Annotated in this window: 14 protein-coding genes and 1 pseudogene; 7 read left to right on the forward strand and 8 right to left on the reverse strand. The window is 61.8% G+C overall.

Translation table 11 applies throughout. The features are described 5' to 3' along the window. Positions 1–616: 616 nt before the first annotated feature. Both QCE63_RS18085 and QCE63_RS18090 read left to right on the forward strand, forming a co-directional pair. A complete protein-coding gene (locus QCE63_RS18085) occupies positions 617–2,659 on the forward strand; it encodes a bifunctional 2',3'-cyclic-nucleotide 2'-phosphodiesterase/3'-nucleotidase (protein WP_309834860.1) in 2,043 nt (680 codons plus the stop codon). Then, positions 2,656–3,450 carry a tetratricopeptide repeat protein gene (locus QCE63_RS18090; protein ID WP_309834861.1) on the forward strand — a complete coding sequence of 265 codons (795 nt, stop codon included), beginning with the start codon at positions 2,656–2,658 and terminating at the stop codon, positions 3,448–3,450. Before QCE63_RS18085 ends, QCE63_RS18090 begins: the two co-directional genes overlap by 4 nt. Before the next feature lie 64 nt (positions 3,451–3,514). On the opposite strand, the pseudogene QCE63_RS18095 reads toward QCE63_RS18090, so the two are convergent. After that, positions 3,515–3,682 (reverse strand): annotated as a pseudogene (locus tag QCE63_RS18095) (LuxR C-terminal-related transcriptional regulator); the annotation flags it as partial. Positions 3,683–3,852: 170 nt separating this feature from the next. On the opposite strand from QCE63_RS18095, the gene QCE63_RS18100 reads away from it, so the two are divergent. After that, positions 3,853–5,244, forward strand: coding sequence for a TAXI family TRAP transporter solute-binding subunit (locus QCE63_RS18100; protein WP_309834862.1), 1,392 nt, complete (start codon positions 3,853–3,855; stop codon positions 5,242–5,244). 52 nt (positions 5,245–5,296) lie between these two features. On the opposite strand, the gene QCE63_RS18105 is transcribed toward QCE63_RS18100, so the two are convergent. After that, complete coding sequence (locus tag QCE63_RS18105) at positions 5,297–6,433, reverse strand: LysR family transcriptional regulator (RefSeq protein WP_309834863.1); 1,137 nt, start codon at positions 6,431–6,433, stop codon at positions 5,297–5,299. Positions 6,434–6,489: 56 nt separating this feature from the next. On the opposite strand from QCE63_RS18105, the gene QCE63_RS18110 reads away from it, so the two are divergent. From QCE63_RS18110 to QCE63_RS18120, 3 genes are all read left to right on the forward strand, one after another. Further along, complete coding sequence (locus QCE63_RS18110) at positions 6,490–7,635, forward strand: porin (RefSeq protein WP_309834865.1); 1,146 nt, start codon at positions 6,490–6,492, stop codon at positions 7,633–7,635. Positions 7,636–7,767: 132 nt separating this feature from the next. Next, positions 7,768–8,217, forward strand: coding sequence for a universal stress protein (locus QCE63_RS18115; protein ID WP_309834866.1), 450 nt, complete (start codon positions 7,768–7,770; stop codon positions 8,215–8,217). A 32-nt stretch (positions 8,218–8,249) separates the two neighbouring features. After that, positions 8,250–9,752, forward strand: coding sequence for a CoA-acylating methylmalonate-semialdehyde dehydrogenase (locus QCE63_RS18120; RefSeq protein WP_309834867.1), 1,503 nt, complete (start codon positions 8,250–8,252; stop codon positions 9,750–9,752). 7 nt (positions 9,753–9,759) lie between these two features. Here QCE63_RS18120 and QCE63_RS18125 read toward each other — a convergent pair whose 3' ends face one another. The 4 genes from QCE63_RS18125 to QCE63_RS18140 are packed head-to-tail and all read right to left on the reverse strand — an operon-like array spanning position 9,760 to position 13,661. After that, on the reverse strand, positions 9,760–10,551 hold the full coding sequence (locus tag QCE63_RS18125; RefSeq protein WP_309834868.1) for an SDR family oxidoreductase: 792 nt from the start codon (positions 10,549–10,551) through the stop codon (positions 9,760–9,762). Positions 10,552–10,567: 16 nt separating this feature from the next. After that, positions 10,568–11,308, reverse strand: a complete 741-nt coding sequence (locus QCE63_RS18130) for a beta-ketoacyl-ACP reductase (protein WP_309834869.1) — start codon at positions 11,306–11,308, stop codon at positions 10,568–10,570. Positions 11,309–11,331: 23 nt separating this feature from the next. Then, positions 11,332–12,675, reverse strand: coding sequence for an MFS transporter (locus QCE63_RS18135; protein ID WP_309834871.1), 1,344 nt, complete (start codon positions 12,673–12,675; stop codon positions 11,332–11,334). 47 nt (positions 12,676–12,722) lie between these two features. Further along, positions 12,723–13,661: a 3-keto-5-aminohexanoate cleavage protein gene (locus tag QCE63_RS18140; protein ID WP_309834873.1), complete on the reverse strand. Its 939-nt coding sequence runs from the start codon at positions 13,659–13,661 to the stop codon at positions 12,723–12,725. Between the two features lie 139 nt (positions 13,662–13,800). On the opposite strand from QCE63_RS18140, the gene QCE63_RS18145 reads away from it, so the two are divergent. Next, positions 13,801–14,826 (forward strand): AraC family transcriptional regulator, encoded by a 1,026-nt coding sequence (locus QCE63_RS18145; protein WP_309834874.1) that lies wholly within the window; start codon positions 13,801–13,803, stop codon positions 14,824–14,826. Positions 14,827–14,907: 81 nt separating this feature from the next. Here QCE63_RS18145 and QCE63_RS18150 read toward each other — a convergent pair whose 3' ends face one another. Together QCE63_RS18150 and QCE63_RS18155 are read right to left on the reverse strand one after the other, a co-directional pair. Further along, on the reverse strand, positions 14,908–15,111 hold the full coding sequence (locus QCE63_RS18150) for a cold-shock protein (protein WP_309834876.1): 204 nt from the start codon (positions 15,109–15,111) through the stop codon (positions 14,908–14,910). 279 nt (positions 15,112–15,390) lie between these two features. Further along, on the reverse strand, positions 15,391–16,338 hold the full coding sequence (locus QCE63_RS18155) for a LysR family transcriptional regulator (RefSeq protein ID WP_309834878.1): 948 nt from the start codon (positions 16,336–16,338) through the stop codon (positions 15,391–15,393). Positions 16,339–16,358: the final 20 nt, after the last annotated feature.

Here is a 16,358-nt window from a genome sequence, read left to right on the forward strand (position 1 = left end):
GCCAATCCGAGGGCCGTGCCAGAACCTGAGAGAGGGTGAATCACCTTGGCTGAGCGCGATGAACGCAGCTCCGTCTTACGGTATTTCGAGGGACTGCTCAAGCTTGCCGAGGTTCCAACCGTACGTTCGTGCCGAGAACGTATGAAGATTGTAACAACATGTTGCGAAAGGATTTCATTGCAAATTTGCATGCCTGCGATAGGTCGCAACGTGATGCGAAGCGCGACTCAATCGAATCGAAGACTGTGTCCTTTGAGATCACCTCGATCATTCGAAATGACCGCATTCACGTCGCTCACAGCGTGATGAAGTAGCACACGAGCTATCGCGGGGCGCGCCACACAGGCACGGCCCCCTGGAAAATGCGCCCGCCAGACTGAAAGGCGACGCTGATTTCATGGGTAAACGGTCGCTGACAAGCGAACTTGACGGCCGTCCAGAAGAAATTGATCGACAAACATTCTAATCAGGTGGATTCGCCCACCTGGCTCGGGAGCGCGCCGCAAGAAATCACCGGACGCTGTCGGTCTGCTGTCACAAAGCTTTCGTAGGCTCTCTGCTTCGACGAGAACGCGGCTCCGCCCCCAAGCCGACGACAACGAGTGGAGAACCCAGGATGACAATGGAACGCAACGCGCTGCTGGCTTTGGCCCTGTCCTCGACGGCCCTGCTTGCCGCCTGCGGCAGCAACGACGACGACAGCGCGCCCGCCACGCCCGCCGTCGCGGACGGCACGAAGGCAACGCTCGCGATGCTGGAAACGACCGACATCCACACCAACGTGCTGAGCTACGACTACTTCAAGCTCGCCGAGGACAAGTCGATCGGTCTGGAGCGCACCGCGACACTGATCGCCGCGGCGCGCAAGGAATTCCCGAACACCATGCTGCTCGATGACGGCGACACGATCCAGGGCACGGCGCTGTCCGACTATCAGGCGCTGGTCTCCCCGATCGATTGCAAGACCACCCTGGCGGTCTACAAGGTGATGAACGCGCTCAATTACGACGCGGGCACAATCGGCAATCACGAGTTCAACTACGGCCTGCCGTTCCTCGCACAAGTGACGGGTTCGAAGCTCGATGTGCCGAACCTGCCGCCGGTCGCGCAGCAGCAGTCGTGCTCGGGCCCCGCGTTCCCACTGGTGCTGTCCAACGTGTTCGGCGCGAAGAGCGCTCAACCGATCTTCAAGCCGTACACCATCGTCACGCGCAACCTGCAGGCGACAGGTCCGGACGGCAAGGCCGTCACGGTGCCGGTCAAGGTGGGCGTGATCGGCTTCACGCCGCCCGCGATCATGTCCTGGGACAAGCGCAATCTCGACGGCAACGTCTACACGCAAGGCCTCAAGGAAAGCGCCGAAAAATACGTGCCGCAGATGCGCGCGGAAGGTGCGCAGATCGTGGTCGCGCTGTCGCATGGCGGCTTGGACAACTCGCCTTATTCACCGTCGATGGAGAACGGCAGCTACTACCTCTCGACCGTGCCAGGCATCGACGTGCTGATGATCGGCCACTCGCATCAGGTCTTTCCGGACGCGACCAGCACGGTCGCCCAGTTCAACCTGCCGGGCGTGGACAAGGTCAAGGGCACCGTCAACGGCATCCCCACCGTGATGGCGAACTTCTGGGGCAAGCATCTGGGCGTGGTCGCGCTGTCGCTCACCTATTCGAAAGGCGCCTGGAGCATCGAGAAAAACGCGACCAAGGTCGAAGCGCGCCCCATCCAGAACGCCGACAAGACCTATGTCGCCGCCGATCCGTCGGTATCCGCCGCAATCGCCGCCGAGCATCTGGCGACCATCAACTACATGAAGACGCCGATCGGCTCGACGGACTTCCGCATGACCACGTACTTCGCCGATGTCGGCGACGTCTCGGCCGTCGAGATCGTCAACCAGGCGCAGGCGCAATACATGTCGGACTACGTCGCCGCGAACCTGCCGCAATACGCGGGCATTCCGGTGCTTTCCGTGAGCGCGCCGTTCAAGAGCGGTTTTGGCGGCGGCACGGATTTCACGGACGTATCGGCGGGCAATGTCGCGATCAACAATGCGGCGGACCTGTATCTGTATCCCAACACGGTCTACGCGGTGAAGGTCACGGGCGCCGATCTGAAGGCCTGGCTGGAAACGGCGGCGCAGCGCTTCAATCGCATCGATCCGGCGCAGACGGCCGCGCAGGAACTCGTCAGTTCCTATCCGGGCTACAACTTCGACATGATCACGTCGAAGGACTTCAGCTATGAGATCGACGTCACGCAGGCCGTCGGCAGCCGGATCCGGAACCTGAGCTACAAGGGCACGCCGGTGGCGAGTGACCAGGCGTTCATCGTCGCGACGAACAACTATCGCGCGAGCGGCGGCGGCAACTTTCCGGGTCTCGACGGCAGCAAGACGATCTACGCCTCGCCCGATGCGAACCGCGACGTGTTGATCTCCTACATCAAGAAGATCAAGGCGATGACCTCGGCGGCGAACGGCATCGACCGCAGTTGGCGCTTCGCCAAGGTCAGCACGCAAGGGCCGGTCACGTTCAAGTCGGCGCCGAACCTGGCCGCGCTTGCGCAGACGCAAGGCATCGGCAACGTCACGCAGACCCAGGCCGACGACGGCACCGGCAAGGGTCTCGCCGTGTACTCGATCGATCTCGCGCAATGAACGCGCGTCTGATCAGGGTCGGCGCGTTTGTGCTGGCCGCCTCGGTGGCATGCAGCGCGATCGCGCTGTCGCGCACGACCGGGCGGCAGGTCGACGAATGGCGCATGCGCGCGCTGTCCGCCCGCGACTGGACCTCGCTCACGAAACTGCGGGCGGCCTCGTGGACCGGCAACGATGCGGCGGCGTTCGCGCTTGGTTCGGTGCTCATCGGTGACGGCGATGCGGCGCGGGTGAGCGAAGGCATCGGTTGGCTCGAACGCGCGGCAGGCGCAGGCAACGTGCAGGCGCAACTGCTGCTCGGCCGCGTCTTTCTGAACGGCGCGTCGGGCGTTGTCACGGATTACGTGCGCAGCCGCATCTGGCTCGAACGCGCGGCGCGTTCGCTGCCCGCCCTGCCCCCCGCGCCCGCGCTCGCCGTTGCGAACGATCACGCCGACGACCACGCGCCACCCGCCGGCGCGCTGGCCGCGTATTCGCTGGCGTCGATTCATCGCAATGGCTACGGCGTCCCGCGCGATGCCGCCGTGGGCTTGCGCTGGCTCACGCTGGCGGCGACGTGGGGCGTGCCGCAGGCCCAGTTCCAGCTCGCCAACGTCCACCGCGAACGCGGCGACGAACGCCAGGCGCTCGTCTGGCTGCGCCGCGCGGCCGCTTCCGAAAATCCCGAAGCGAATCTGGCGCTCGCCATCGCGTATCGCAACGGCGAACTCGGCTTGCGCAAGAACGAAGGCGAGTATTGGAGCTATGTGAAGGATACCTTGCACGACTACAAGCATCGCGCACAGCCCTGAAGCACGGCGCGCGCGTTCGGCGCGTTCGGCGCGTTCGGCGGCGGCGTCGACGGGAGACGGTGTTCACGTCGCGTGCCTCGGCTTTCAGCGCGAGGTCGGCAAGCGAGCGCGCCGCCATTTTCTTGATCGTTCGACCGCGATGAATCTTCACGGTGATCTCGCTCAGGTTCATCTCCGTCGCGAACGGCCGGTTCATCGGGTCCGATACGACGAAAGCCATGACCGCGCGTCGCAGGCCGGTGGCCGTCTGATGCGCGCAAGACACGAGAACCACTGTGAAGATTGTGTTGCCGCCGGAGCGCGGGTCGGGTAACTTTTCGCTCAGTCAAGGACGCCCAAGACTCGCCGCCAGGTGCTCGCCGGAACACGGGCGACCCCGCTGTCGACCGGTCCGCGCTGAAAATGGACAAGCATGGTTCCGTCAGACGTGCCTCGAGGAAGCCCGGCGAGCGGCATGCGGCGAACTTTGTCGTCGTTTCGTGGCTCGACCTGACGATCTCGATCGGGTTGACGTTCATCGTGGGCGCGGTGCTCGTATGGGCGGCGATCCGCGTGATCCAGCCCGCGCCGCCCGATACGTTGACGATTGCGGCGGGCCCCGAACATAGCCGCTTCTGGTACGCCGCGCTGAAGTATCAGGAAATCCTCGCGCGCAATCACGTCAAGCTGAACGTCCTGGTCACGTCCGGCACACTGGACAACCTGAAACGACTCTCCGATCCCGCCAGTCATGTCGATCTCGGCTTCGTGCAAAGCGGTCTGAATCGCGCGCCGAACAGCATTCCCACCGAGCCGCGTCACGCGGGTCTCATATCCCTCGGCACCATCAGCAACTGGCCTCTGTTCGTGTTCTATCGCGGCCCGCAGCTCACGCGGCTGTCGGAGTTCGACGGAAAGCGGCTTGCCATTGGCCGCGAAGGCAGCGGAACGCGGCAGATCGTGCGGATGCTGCTCAAGGCAAGCGGCGTCGATCCGGAAGTCGGCGGGCAAACCCAGCCTATCGAAGGCGAAGTTGCGGTGAACGCCCTGCTCGATGGGACGATCGACGCAGCCTTTCTACGCGACGACTCGGCACGCCCCTGGCTGATGCAGAAGATGATTCGCGATCCCGGCATACGGCTTTTCGATTTCACGCAGGCGCGGGCCACTATCCGCATTTTTCCGTTTCTGACTCAGTTCGAAGTGCCGATGGGCGCATTCGATCTCGCCGATAACCTGCCGCCCGAATCCGAAACGACCATCGCGACGACGATCGAATTGATCGCGCGCGATTCGCTGCATCCGGCGCTGTCGGATCTGATCATCGAAGCGGCCGGCGAGGTCCATGGCGGGGCAAGTCTGATGCAGAATGCGGGCGAGTTTCCCGCGCCCGTTGCGCATGATTTTCCGTTGAGCCCGGATGCCGCGCGTTACTACAAATCGGGCAAGAGTTTCATTTACAGAGCGATGCCCTACTGGCTCGCGAGCCTGGTCGACCGGCTGATCGTGCTGGTCGTGCCGATCGTCGTCGTATTGATACCCGCATTGCGCTTCGTGCCGCCGCTCTATGCATGGCGCGTCAAATCCCGCTTTCGGCGCCACTACGGCGAATTGCTTGCGCTCGAACGCAAAGTGTCCGACGACCCGTCCGAACGAAACTACGAAGAATTTTCGCGAAGGCTGAATCGCATCGAGAAACACGTCAGCGGCCTCAGAGTGCCGCTTGCATACGCTGACGCGTTCTACACACTGCGCGAGCACGTGAGCTATCTGCGCGCGCAGGTGGAAGCACTACGACGCGCTGATGATGTTTGAAAGCGACAGCTGTTTATTTGTCGCGACGGCGAGCAAGTCAGCGACAACAGCCTCACCTCACCTGTTCGAGGCATTGCGCCTCATCCGTGCTATCGCTTGCTGTTCTGAAGAAGTCGATGCAACAGTCGACGAAGTTTCTCAGCCGTGCGGGCAACAGTTCGCGGTGCGGATAGAAAAGACATATATCGACGCCGCCGTTCGAACCCGTGCATCCGGGAAGCAGTTGCACGAGATGCCCCGTATTGAGATCTTCACGCACCATCGTCTCGGGCAACATGGCGATGCCCATTCCAGAGACGGCTGCTGCGCGTAACAGCACCTCGTCGCCTTCCATCGACGATATCGGGGCTACGGCCACCTTTCTTCCCTCCTCGTTCAATTCGACGACCTGGGGACTCTTCCCTCTCGCACCATGATGAAGCAGCAGGAAATGGGCGGCGAGATCCGCAGCGCACTGTGGCAAGCCGTATTCCGCAACATAGGCGGGCGTGGCGACCAGAATCCACGGCGAACTCAATAACGTGCGTCGAATCACCGTGGACTGCTCCACCAGATGCGACGGAAGCATCGCGAGGTCGAAGCGGCCGCCGTAGAGATTGACTGGCCCCTCCTCCACGGAAATCGCGAGCCTGATATGCGGTGCAATGCGGCGATAGTGGCGCAACATGCGCGCGAATGCTCCGTTCATCAGCGTGGGATGGATCACCAGTCGAAGGCTGCCGCCATCGAACTCCCGCTCTTGCGAGATGAGCCGGTTGGCCTCATCGAGTTCTTCGAGCAGACGGCTGCAAGTGACGAAGTACGGCCGCGCGGCGTCGGTCAGAAACACGGATCGCGTCGTTCTCAGCAGGACTCTCGTCTGCATGCACGCTTCGAGCTTCGCAATCGCCTTCGATACCGAGCCCGTGCTGACGTTCAACGACTCGGCGGCCTTGCTGAAACTCTGGAACCGCGCGGCCGCTACGAATGCCCGCAACATGTAAAGCTGGTCCATCTCGCACCTCACGATTCGATCTGAAAGAAGACTAGGTGCAAAGCGCCCGCGGCTCCAGCGTCCGTTGGGGTGCCGAGCCCATGCTTGCGTATGGCGACGCCATACCACCGGATATTCCTGCTTGCGCTTCTGCAATGACAGGGATATTGGCCGCGGCGAGAAAGCTGTTTTTACCGCCGTGCGTTTGAACAGCATCGCATCGACCGGTACTCTGTAGACACGCATTTGTCCTGTCCGATCCGGGGTGTGACATGAAGAGACTCGCTCTAGTTGTGGTATCCGGCATCGTGTCGGCGTCGGCCCAGGCTCAGTCCTCTGTTGTGCTGTATGGACTGATCGATGCAGGACTGTCCTATACGAACAATGTCGTCAAGGGCGGCGCTCAAGGCGCGCTGTATCAGACGACCAGCGGCCAGATCAACGGCAGTCGTTTCGGCTTGCGCGGCACGGAAGATCTGGGTGGAGGACTGCACGTCATCTTCGTTCTGGAGAACGGCTTCAATCTGCAAACTGGCAAGCTCGGACAGGACAACCGCTTCTTCGGCCGGCAAGCATTCGTCGGCCTCGATGCGAAAGGTCTCGGCACGCTCACGCTGGGCCGGCAATACGACTTCCTGACTGACTTCGTCGAGCCTTTGACGGGCGTTGCCACCACCTTCGGCGATGCAAGCTTCGCTCACCCCTTCGACAACGACAATCTCGATCACTCGATCCGCATCAACAATGCCATCAAGTACACAAGCGACGACTATTCCGGATTGAAACTCGGCGGACTCTATGCATTCTCGAACAATCCGGCCTTCACGAACAATCGTGCATACAGCGTCGGCGCGAGCTATACCCACGGCGCGTTCAATGCCGCCGCCGCGTATTCGCAGGCGAACGGGTCGAGCTCGACGACGAACACTTCAGGCGCAATCGATTCGGCAGAGAGTCAGTCCAACGGCACCGCTGGATTCCAGCTTGGGGCCGATGTTCAGCGCACCGTCGCGGCCGCCGCTAATTACGCCTTCGGAAGCGCGACGGTGGGTTTCGCTTACTCGCACAGTCAATTCCAGGGTACGCGGTCGTTCGGATCGCAGAACGGCACACTCACCTTCGACAACTACGAACTCAACGCCAAGTATGCGTTGACGCATGTGCTGGTCTTCGGCCTGTCCTACACCTACACGGACGGACATGTGACGCAGAGCGCGACCTACAGCGCCGATCCGAAATGGAGTCAGGTCAACGTACAGGCGGTGTATTCCTTGTCGAAGCGTACCGATGTCTACCTGGAGAGCATGGTTCAACATGCAATCGGACACGGTTATGTGGCGTTTATCAATAACTCGGGCGGCGCTTCGTCCACATCGAATCAGGTGGTCGTGGCGATCGGCATGCGTGCGCGGTTCTGAGCGCGCCTGGAAACGTCACGTCACGGCGAACGCCATTCTTGAACAGCGATGAAAAGACTGTTTTCCATACGGCCTTGAACAACACAGGCTATCGACAATACTTTCTCTCACCCATTCGGCTTGCGCCCGACCATGTTCAACAAGCTTCTCGTTCCACTGGACGACTCACCTCAAAGCGAGTGCGTCGTCGACCTCGTGGCACAGCTGGCGTCGCCCGCGGCGACCGTCTATCTTCTATGCGCAGTCGATCCGTCTTACGTGATCGCGCCTGATGGCAGCGACGATGCGTCCGATGGCCTCCTTTACCCCGCTGCGCACGCGCAGACGCTCCTGGCGCAAGCCATCCTGACTCAAGCCGCAACACGACTTGCCGGGTGCGACTTATCGGTCGAAAAAGCCCTTCGCGGGGGCGCTCCTGCTGACGTCATCGTCGAGCAGGCAAGGTTGCTCACCGCCGAGATCATCGTAATGGGACATCACCACTTATCCAGATTGCGGCGGTGGGCGACGCCGTCGACCAGCGATGGCGTCATCGATCGATCACCGTGTCCGGTTCTGATCGAGACCCGCGACAAGAGGTGACGGACGGTATGAACTCGAGACAGGAGGACGCGATGAGTGAAGCAAGCGATTCAAATTCACACACGGTGCGAGAGCTCGGCCATTTCATTGACGGTCGACGTGTCGCCGGCACCAGCGGGTCGTTTTCCGATGTATTCGATCCCGCGCAAGGGCGGATCTCGGCGCGCGTGCCCGTCGCCACGCCGGACGAAGTCGCGGCCGCCGTGAGCGCTGCGCAGGCAGCGTTCCCCGCCTGGAGCGAAACGCCGCCGCTGACTCGTGCGCGCCTGATGTTCAAGTTCAAGGCGCTGCTCGAGAAGCATGCCGACGAAGTCGCCGAACTCATTACCCGCGATCACGGCAAGCTGTTCGACGATTCCAGGGGTGAAGTGGGACGCGGGCTCGAGATCGTGGAGTTCGCATGCGGCATTCCCGACCTCCTCAAGACCGACTTCACCGATCAGACCGGCGTGGGTATCGACGCATGGAATCTTCGGCAGCCGCTGGGCGTTGCAGCGGGCGTCACGCCGTTCAATTTTCCGGTGGTGGTGCCGTGCTGGATGTTCGTCATGGCAGCGGCCACGGGCAATACGTTCATCCTCAAGCCCTCCGAGCGCACGCCATCGGCGTCCTTGCGGCTCGCTGAGCTATTCGTCGAGGCGGGCTTCCCGAAAGGGGTCTTCAATGTCGTGAATGGAAGCAAGGTGGTCGTCGACGCATTGATGGCGCATCCCGACGTGAAGGCGATATCGGCCGTCGCCTCGACGCCCGTCGCCGAGTACATCTATACGGAAAGCGCGAGGCACGCCAAGCGCGTGCAGGCGCTCGGCAGCGCAAAAAATCACCTCGTCGTGATGCCCGATGCCGATCTCGACCAGACGATCGATGCCTTGATCAACTCGTCGTATGGCTCCGCAGGCGAACGCTGCATGGCGACGTCGGTGGCAGTGGCCGTCGGCGCTATCGGCAATGAACTGGTAGAGCGTCTCATACCGCGCGTGCGCTCGCTCAGGATCGGCGGCGGCATGGAGCCCGATCTGGACATGGGTCCGCTCATCAGCGCGGCGCATCGCAGCAAGGTCATTCGTTATATCGAAGCGGGCGTCGCGGCGGGCGCCAGGCTGCTCGTCGATGGCCGTGGACACACCGTGACCGGTCACGAAGAAGGGTTCTTTCTCGGCGGCTCGCTGTTCGACGATGTGACGCCCGACATGAGCATCTATCGGGAAGAGATCTTCGGGCCGGTGCTGTCGGTCGTGCGCGTTCCTGATCTCGCGAGCGCCATAGCGCTTGTCAACGCACACGAACTGGGGAATTGCGTGTCCCTCTACACCTCTGACGGCCTCACGGCGCGTACCTTCTCGCGCCAGATCCAGGCGGGAATGGTGGGCATCAACGTTCCCAGTCCAACGCCCTCGGCGTGGCATTCGTTCGGCGGCTGGAAGCGCTCGCTATTCGGCGATCATCATGCCCACGGAGAGGAAGCCGTGCGCTTCTACACGAATTACAAGAGCGTCATCCAGCGCTGGCCGACTCACGCCGGGAGAAGCCTTTGAGTCTCGCTCACAGATACTCGACATTCCCATCGACGCTGATCGCCTGCCCCGTGATGTTGCGGGCAGCGGGCGACGCAAGAAACAGCGCCATCGCGGAGATATCGTCGACCGTGACCATGCGACGTAGCGAGATCTTCTTCAGATATTCGTCGCGCATTTCAGACTCGCTCACACCGAGCGATTCGGCGCGCGCCGCGATCACGCGATCCATGCGCTCGCCCTCCACCACGCCGGGAAGAATGGCGTTGACGCGGATGTCGCTGGGCCCCAGTTCGACGGCCAGCGACCGGGTCAGCCCAACCAGCGCCCACTTCGTGGCTGCATACGGCGTGCGGTATGCATAGCCGAGCCTTCCCGCAACCGACGACATCGTAATGATGCCCGCACGCTGCGAAGTCGCTTTCATCAGCGGCACGGCCTTGCGCAGGAAGTTGAACTGCCCGTTCAGATTCGTCGTGACGGTTCGCTCCCATTGCTGCGCGTCGATCTCTTCGATCGCGCCGGTCGGCCCCGCAATGCCCGCGTTGTTGATCAGCAGATCCAGGCCGCCCAGCGCGCGTTCGGCCAACGCAACCACTTGATCGACCTGAGCCGCATCGCTCACATCCGCAACGCAGCCATATAACGAAGCACTCGCCGACGTGAATCGATCGACGGCGGCCGCATCGACATCGCAGATCACGACTTTCGCGTCCACGTCAACGAACGCCCGGGCCATCGCCGCTCCGATGCCGGACGCCGCGCCGGTGATCAAGACCCGCAGACCAGGCTGCGGCTTCAACAGTTCAAAAGGTTTCATGGCAAGGAAAAAAGTTTTAGAGCGTCATGCCGCCGGACACCTCGATGACCGCGCCGTTGATGTAGCTCGCCTCGTCGCTCGCCAGGAAGGCGTAGACGTTCGCGACTTCTTCAGCCGTACCGAGTCGCGCCAGCGGAACCTGCTCGCGCATCTTGCGCAGCACGTCTTCGGGGATCGTCGACAGGATGGCCGTATCGATGAACCCCGGCGCGACCGCATTGACACGAATACCCTTCGGACCCAGTTCCCGGCTCCATGTCTTCGTGAATCCGATCACGCCGAACTTCGATGCGGCGTAGTTGGTCTGCCCGAAGTTGCCATGGATCCCCACCACCGAACTCGCGTTCAGGATCACGCCCGAACCGCGCGCGACCATTCCGTGCGAAACAGCCTGGCTCAGGTGGAAGACGGCACGCAGATTGACGTCGATCACGGCGTCGAACTGGTCGAGCGTCATCTTCTGAAGACGTGCATCGCGCGTGATGCCTGCGTTGTTGACCAGCACGTCGATCCGCCCGAAGCGTTCGATCACGCTCGCGATCACCTCGTCCACGCCGTGCCGGTCCGTCGCATCGATGCAGTACGCCGCCGTCTGCGCGCCTGCGTTCATGCATGCTTCGGTGACTGCCTTGAGCGAGGATGCGTTGATGTCGCATGCGACGACCACCGCGCCTTCGCGCGCGAACTTGAGCGCCGTGGCGGCGCCAATGCCCTGCCCCGCGCCCGTGATCAACGCAACCTTGTCTTGAAGTCTCATGGTTTTTCTCTTGCGTTCGTCGTTCAGGAATGCACGCCGGCGGCGCCGCCGTTTGCAAGCGGTCGCGACGCTTCGGCTTCGCGGCGAATGGCTCTGGCGAACACGGGCACAAGCAGCAGGCCCAGCAAGGACGCTGCCAGAATGATGTAAAAGCCGGAATCGCTGCGTCCGGTAACCGTCTCAGTCAGGCCGAACAGGTACGGTCCGACAAAGCCGCCGATCAGCCCGATCGTATTGATGAACGCAAGCCCCGCCGCAGCCTGAATGCCGTGCAGCCGCTTCATCGCAATGGCCCAGTACGAAGGCAGCACGCCGCCTGCAAAGAACGCGGTGACCGCAAGCAGCACCATGCGCGCAGCCGGGCCCGACGTGGCGATGAACGCGCACGCACCGGCAATGAGTCCGACCGTGAGCATGCCCAGATAAGCGCAGTCATTGCCGTAGCGCCGATGAATCCGCGGCAGCACGAGCACGCCCAACAGGAAGCCAAGCCCGACACTTGCCGACAGCACGCCGATCAGAAATGGCGTCTTCACATGCATCTGCTGGATCATCGAGGGCGCGAAGAAATACAGTCCGACGAACGCCACCTGATTGAGAAAGTAGATCAGGCCCATGAGCACCGTCGTGGGACGCTTCAACGCGGCCATCCAGTCGGATGAGGTCAGTTCGGGATGCGCGTGTGCATCGGCGGCGGCGCGCGCTTCCAGCACCTGGGCTTCGTCGGCGGACAGCCAGCGTGCATCGCGCGGACGTTCCGGCAACTTGAAGAAGAGCAGGATGCCCACGAGCACGCTCGGAATGCCTTCGATCATGAACATCCATTGCCAGCCATGCAGGCCGCCCAGGCCGTTCATCTGCATCAGCGCCCCGCCGAGCGGGCTGCCGAGCATCAGCGCGAGCGCCGGCGCGATGTAGATCCAGCCCACCACGACCGGCTTGTCGTCCGGTGCGAACCACAACGTGACCATGTACATCAGCGCCGGGAACAGTCCGGCTTCAGCAATGCCCAGCAACACGCGCAGCACGTAGAACGACCACTCGCCCTGCACCAGCATCATCGCGGTAGAGAGAATGCCCCATGTGACCGCAATGCGGGCAATCCATCGACGCGGCCCGATCCGGTGCGCCGCGAGATTGCTCGGCACTTCCAGCAGCGCATAGCCAATGAAGAAGATGCCCGACCCCAGTCCGTATGCGGCCGCGCTGATGCCGACATCGATGGCGAGTTGCGCCTTCGCCAGCGCCACGTTGGTGCGATCCAGAAACGACATGAAGTAGATCGCGCACATGAGGGGAATCAGACGCTGCATCGCCTTGTGCGTGGCGACGCGATGCAGCTTGTCGAGGTCGTTGATGAGGTTCATGCTGTCTCCGGGATGGGTCTGCGCCCTGTCTTTGAATGTTGAAATTCTTACGGTGCAACCGTGTCGCGTCCTTTCAGTCCGAGCATGGCGCGCGCATCGTCCGGTGTGGCGATCTCGAACGACAGCTCTTCGAGAATGCGGCGGATCTTGCGCACTTGCTGCGCATTCGACTCGGCCTTGACGCCCTTCGCGATGTAGACGCTGTCTTCCAGCCCGACGCGGACATTGCCGCCGAGAATGGCGCTCATCGTGACGAGCGGCATCTGATGACGGCCCGCGCCGAGCACCGAGAAGTGATAGTTCTCGCGCCCGAACAGACGGTCGGCCGTGGCCCGCATCACGGTCATGTTCTCGGGATCCGCACCCATGCCGCCCAGAATGCCGAACACCGACTGAATAAAAAACGGCGGCTTGATCAAGCCCTGATCGACGAAATGCGCGAGGTTGTAGAGATGGCCGAGGTCATAACATTCGAACTCGAAGCGCGTGCCTCGCCCGCCCAGTTCGAGAAGGATGTGCCGGATGTCCTTGAAGGTGTTCCGGAAGATCATGTCCTCCATGCCTTCGACATACCCCTTTTCCCACTCGTAGCGCCATGACGACACCTTCGCTGCGAGCGGATGGATCGAGAAGTTCATCGACCCCATGTTGAGCGAACACATCTCGGGCGCGGCCAGCAACGGATAGGCGAGTCGCTCCTCGAGCGTCATGCGCGTGCTGCCGCCGGTCGTGATGTTGATGATCGCGTCGGTCGCTTCCGCAATCGCGGGCACGAACTGGCGAAAGATGTCAGGGCTGGGCGTCGGGCGGCCATCGTGCGGATCACGCGCATGAAGATGGATGATCGCAGCGCCTGCCTCGGCGGCCTCGATCGCCTGGTCGCGGATCTGCGCCGGGGTAATCGGCAGATGCTCCGACATCGTCGGCACATGCGTCGCGCCAGTCACAGCGCAAGAAATGATGACCTTGCGGCCGGATTCGTTCATCGGTGTGTCCTCGTCTCCGTGTCTGTTCAGCGCCGCCCGCACGGAGTGACGCCTTGTGACGGAAATATTATTGAGATAGCATGCCGGGCGAAAGGTCTTTTTCGGACACTCGAAGGTCATCAGAGGACATCTGACACGCATGGCTACCACTCGACCTCCGCTGAACGAGCGCATGTTCGCGCCCTACAAGATCGCCGCGCTGGTCGAGGTGCTCGAAGAGCAAGGGATTGCGCCCGAAGACAGCCTGAACGGCTCGGGCGTCACCCTGGGCGAACTGCAGAACGCATCGGTGCTGACGTCGGTCGGCCAGTACGCGACGGTCTGCCGCAATGCGGTCTTGCTCGGCTGCGAACCGGCGACGCCGTTCAAGGTGGGCCGCAAGCTGCATTTGTCGGCGTATGGCATGTACGGCTATGCGCTCATGTCATGTCTGTCGTTGCGCGACTATTTCAAACTGGGCGTGAAATACCACAGTCTGGCCACGCCGACTGTCGCGATTGAATGGACCGAGTATCCCGATCGCATGGTGTGGACGTTTCCCGACGCGTTCGTCTCGAGTCCGTCACGCGAGTTGCGCGAATTCATCATCGAGCAGCAATACACGCAGCACGTGACGCATCTTCAGGACGTGGCGGGCGGTCTCTGTCCGCCGGTGCGAGCGTGTTTTTCTTATGCCGCGCCCGTGCATGCCGATCTTTATCCCGAGTATTTGGGATGCGAGTGTCTCTTCGAACAGGATCAATGCGAACTGATTTACGACAGCGCTATCCTCGGTCGCAAGCCGCAGCTCGCACATCCGCTCACCACAGCGATGCTTCAGGAAACGTGCGACCGCCTGATAGGACAAGCCAAGACATCGAGCGGCATCTCGGGCGAGGTGTATCAGAGCTTGATGTCCACGCCCGGAAGCTTTCCAGACATGGAAAGCGTGGCGAAATCGATGCATCTGACTTCACGCACGCTCAGGCGGCGGCTGAATGACGAAGACACGACGTTTCAAGCTATCGTGGATGATGTCAAACGCTCGCTTGCGCTCGAATATCTCAAGACGACCAAGATGAGTACGGAGGATATCGCGATGCTGCTCGGCTTCAGCGACGCGGCGAATTTCCGCCGGGCACTCAAGCGTTGGACGGGAAAAGGAATCGAAGACCTGCGTGATTAACCCAATTGCAAATAAAGCGACTTCTTGACCCGCGTATGCACTGCGCCACGGCAGTGTGCGACCTGCCGTGGCGCTTTTCGATCAGGCCGGCTTGATGTTGGACGCCTGCTTGCCCTTCGGGCCCATCTTCTCGTCGTAGCTTACTTTTTGTCCTTCCGCGAGCGACTTAAAGCCGTTGGACTGGATTTCGGAGAAGTGCGCGAACAAATCTTCTCCGCCTGCGTCCGGCGTGATGAATCCGAACCCTTTTGCATCGTTGAACCACTTGACCGTACCGGTTGCCATGTTTGCTTGACCCTGATTGATGAAAGATAGCGCCGCCCTCGCAGTCGCCGGCCGCTATCTTGACCTGACATCGACAACAAGGCAACTAGTCAAAACGCTTGGATCAGCGCATTACCGGGTTCGGACGCGGCCATGCCAGGCTGCACCCGCGTTTCAATCAACATACTTATAGTCATCGACCTTTGTTCTGGTGGTTTTCACGTAGCTTAAGCGGAAATGGCCAATCTCCGCGATTACATCAATCTCCGTCCCGGCTGTACCTCGTCATCGAAGGCTCGTCTACTCCGGAAACAGGTTCGCCCTCAGGAAGTCCACAAACGCGCGCACTTTCGGCGGCGTCATCCGTCCCGAAGGCCACAGTGCGCGAAACGGAATGCTGTCATGCAGGAAATCGCTCAGCACGATGACGAGCGAGCCCTCCGCCAATTGCGTGCGCACCGCGAAATCCGGTGCATTGGTGAATCCCAGCCCTTGCTCTGCCAATGCGATCAGCGGCTCGACCGCACTCGCCACCGCCGTCGACGGCAGCTCCACATCGACCGGCACGCCATCGCGCACGAACGCCCAGCGTCGCAACCGCCCCGTGCGGGAGAAGCGATGTTGCAGGCACGCATGCGCCACGAGATCTTCCGGCTGGGCCGGCGTGCCGTGCTGCGCCAGATACGCCGGCGAAGCGACGATCACATGCGTGTAGTGTCCGAGCGTGCGCATCGTGAGTTGCGAATCGAGTGCGTCGCCGGTGCGGAGCACGACGTCGAAACCGTCCTCGATGACATCGACGATGCGATCGCTGAAGTCAATGTCGAGCTGCACGCCCGGATAGTGGCGCATGAACCCGGACAGCACCGGCATGAGCAAGGTGCCGACCAGCGGAATACTCACGCGCAGCCGGCCGGTCGGCGTGGTTCGGGAAAGCGCCAGTTCAGCTTCCGCTTCCTCGATCTCGCCAAGAATGCGCTGGCAGCGCGCGAGGAAAAGCTCGCCTTCGTTCGTCAGACGCACGCTACGGGTACTGCGATGAAAGAGCCGCACCGCGAGCCGCGTCTCCAGGCGTGCGATCGCCTTGCCGATCGCCGATGCGGACAGCCCGAGCTGCCGCCCCGCTTCCGCGAAGCTCAGTGTCTCCGCCGCGCGCGTGAAGACGACCATGCCGCTCATGTGGTCCAGCGCGCCGCCCGCGCTTGCATTGGCCGCGCTCGCGCGCGCAGGGGAGTCCGGCTCGGTCATCGCAAGGCTCTCCTGTGTGC

The organism is Caballeronia sp. LZ065 (assembly GCF_031450975.1).
GTDB lineage: Bacteria > Pseudomonadota > Gammaproteobacteria > Burkholderiales > Burkholderiaceae > Caballeronia.

Bases quoted from the DNA above. Each gene is read 5' to 3' on its own strand.
- QCE63_RS18120 (WP_309834867.1), top strand. From the start codon at position 8,250: ATGAGTGAAGCAAGCGATTCAAATTCACACACGGTGCGAGAGCTCGGC.
- QCE63_RS18090 (WP_309834861.1), top strand. From the start codon at position 2,656: ATGAACGCGCGTCTGATCAGGGTCGGCGCGTTTGTGCTGGCCGCCTCG.
- QCE63_RS18140 (WP_309834873.1), bottom strand. From the start codon at position 13,661: ATGAACGAATCCGGCCGCAAGGTCATCATTTCTTGCGCTGTGACTGGC.
- QCE63_RS18115 (WP_309834866.1), top strand. From the start codon at position 7,768: ATGTTCAACAAGCTTCTCGTTCCACTGGACGACTCACCTCAAAGCGAG.
- QCE63_RS18100 (WP_309834862.1), top strand. From the start codon at position 3,853: ATGGACAAGCATGGTTCCGTCAGACGTGCCTCGAGGAAGCCCGGCGAG.
- QCE63_RS18145 (WP_309834874.1), top strand. From the start codon at position 13,801: ATGGCTACCACTCGACCTCCGCTGAACGAGCGCATGTTCGCGCCCTAC.
- QCE63_RS18155 (WP_309834878.1), bottom strand. From the start codon at position 16,338: ATGACCGAGCCGGACTCCCCTGCGCGCGCGAGCGCGGCCAATGCAAGC.
- QCE63_RS18150 (WP_309834876.1), bottom strand. From the start codon at position 15,111: ATGGCAACCGGTACGGTCAAGTGGTTCAACGATGCAAAAGGGTTCGGA.
- QCE63_RS18135 (WP_309834871.1), bottom strand. From the start codon at position 12,675: ATGAACCTCATCAACGACCTCGACAAGCTGCATCGCGTCGCCACGCAC.
- QCE63_RS18085 (WP_309834860.1), top strand. From the start codon at position 617: ATGACAATGGAACGCAACGCGCTGCTGGCTTTGGCCCTGTCCTCGACG.
- QCE63_RS18110 (WP_309834865.1), top strand. From the start codon at position 6,490: ATGAAGAGACTCGCTCTAGTTGTGGTATCCGGCATCGTGTCGGCGTCG.
- QCE63_RS18105 (WP_309834863.1), bottom strand. From the start codon at position 6,433: ATGCTGTTCAAACGCACGGCGGTAAAAACAGCTTTCTCGCCGCGGCCA.
- QCE63_RS18125 (WP_309834868.1), bottom strand. From the start codon at position 10,551: ATGAAACCTTTTGAACTGTTGAAGCCGCAGCCTGGTCTGCGGGTCTTG.
- QCE63_RS18130 (WP_309834869.1), bottom strand. From the start codon at position 11,308: ATGAGACTTCAAGACAAGGTTGCGTTGATCACGGGCGCGGGGCAGGGC.